Source organism: Protofrankia sp. Cas3, assembly GCF_963555955.1.
Taxonomy (GTDB): Bacteria; Actinomycetota; Actinomycetes; order Frankiales; family Frankiaceae; genus Protofrankia.
Window position 1 is genome coordinate 2003 of record NZ_CAUVXP010000278.1, and the last position, 2167, is coordinate 4169.

The 2167-nt window shown below is 66.4% G+C and carries 2 protein-coding genes; both read right to left on the reverse strand.

From position 1 onward, the window contains the following. Positions 1-201 precede the first annotated feature (201 nt). On the reverse strand, positions 202-1626 hold the full coding sequence (locus U9983_RS27045) for a tyrosine-type recombinase/integrase (RefSeq protein WP_322756721.1): 1425 nt from the start codon (positions 1624-1626) through the stop codon (positions 202-204). After that, entirely contained in the window at positions 1626-1844 is a 219-nt protein-coding gene (locus U9983_RS27050; protein ID WP_322756722.1) for a hypothetical protein, read from the reverse strand. Before U9983_RS27050 ends, U9983_RS27045 begins: the two co-directional genes overlap by 1 nt. Positions 1845-2167 lie beyond the last annotated feature (323 nt).

Here is a 2167-nt window from a genome sequence, read left to right on the forward strand (position 1 = left end):
CCTAGGTCACCACACCCGGCGAACCTCAGCGGACGCCCACGGAAGATCCAGAGCAAACTACGGATCAAGAGGTTGGGGGTTCGAGTCCCTCCGAGCGCACGCTGGTTGAGGCAGGTCAGAGCCCCGCAGCCGATCACACGGCGCGGGGCTCTGGGCTTTTTTGATCTCCAGTACTGCAATTAGTACTGCAATTGGAAACGATCAACCCGCGGACGCCACGCCGCCACCCGCATCATCGTCACGTTCCGTAGCATCCGGTCGGGTCGGTGGAGCCAGCCGGCCGAGGATGCCGTCCATGCTCGCGGCCGTGCCGCGGCGGACGTCTTCCAGGACATCGATGTAGATATCGGCCGTGGTCGCAATGCGCGTGTGACGCAGCAACGCCCGGATCTCGTTGAGATCCACCCCGGCGCGGAAAAGCAGCGTGGCCGAGGTGTGTCTCAGGTCGTGAACACGCGTTCGGTGGACGTCCGCATCCGCGCAGACCTTGTCCCACCAACGGTTGACGTTCCGCGGCTGGATACCGCGTCCGGTGGACGTGGTGAACACGAGCCCGTCATCATGCCATTCCAGTGCCGCCGCTTTCGCCGTGTCCTGCCGGTTCTTATGCTCCCGGAGCACCACGACGACCATTTCCGGTAGCGCAAGGGTCGCCTTCGACCCTTTGGTCTTCAGGTCGTCGTCCTCGACCAGCTCCCACCGTTTGCGGCCCGTGTCCGGGTCGACCCCGACCAGCCGCCGCCGCTGCTTACGGCGAATCTCCACGGTGCCCGCCTCCAGGTCGATCACGTCCCAGCGCAACCCAAGCGCCTCACCCTTGCGGAGCCCCAGCGCCAGCATGACCATCCACAGCGCGGCCAGGCGATCGACCAGCGCCACCGCCAGGACCCGGCCTGCGTCCGCATCCGACAATGCCCGCACCGGCGCACCGTCCTTACGGGGAGGCTGGACCAGCTCCGCAACGTTGCGCACCAACAGCTCCTCCCGGACCGCGTCCTTCAGCGCCAGCCGCAGAATCGTCACCAGATAGCCGACGCTGCGCGCCGACAGCGCTTTGATCGGCTTCGGGTCGGGTGTCGCCACCCGCTTCGGCGGGCCAGGTTTGCGCCCGGTTCGCCGCTTCGGCCGCTCAACCTCGGTGGCCTGCTGTTGCGCTGCTTTCTCCGCGGCCTTGCGTGCCTTCTCCTCTTCCCGGCGTTGGCGAGCGGCAAGACCGGCCGCGGACGGTTCGGTGAGCTTCGCGGTCATCCACTGCCGGACGTGGGCTGTCGAGAGCTTGCGTAGCTCGTGTCGGCCCAGCACCGGGATGATGTGCAGCCGCGTCAACAGTTCATACGATTCGGCGCTTGACTCCGCGAGCGTGCCCGCCACCACCCGGGACGGCAGCACCACCGTCACCCACTGGTCGAGGTACTCCCCCACCGTCATCCGGGTGGACACCACCGGCACGCCGTCATCGATCGCCCGCCGCACCGTGCGGATCTCGTCAAAAACGGATTCTTTCGTCTTGCCGTACACGGTCTTGCGGGTACCGTCGGGCATGCTGACCTGACCGGCCCAACCATTGCGATACCGGTACGCCGATCCCTCGTTGTTCCCCCGCCGGCTCCCCTTCCCCGCGGCCATCACGCCACATCCAGCGGGTTACCGTCGGGCCAGGCGACCCGGTCACACCACGGGCAGCCATACCGGCTGTCGCCCATGTCGCAGGCGAATTCCTTCTCACCGGTCGCATCCTCATACCAGCGGCCCTGACCACGGCCGGCACGGTCGAGATGCTCGTGTAGAGCTGCGACCACGGACACCGTCCGCGGCCCGTCATCGGGTCCGGATTCAGGCAGCATGAAAGATCACTCCTTGCCGAAAGAAGAAAAGAACAGGAAGAACCGCCAGAAAAGGCGGCCGGATCACATCTGGCGATCCGGTGGGGTCCGTCCCTCTGGGCGCGGAAGGGTCTGCCGGGAAACCGGCCGCATCCAGGGCACATACGTGTCACTTCGTGATCGGCTTCGCCGACCCTGGACCCGTCCGGCCCCCCGACAGGTAATGCGCCTACCAGAGGAACGGAAAGAAAATGGGGTAGAAGCGAAAGACCGCGGCTACCGGTCAGCGCCGCTGGGGCTGCGCGGGAACCCTTCGGTACGGGGCGATGTCGGGCACCCAGCCG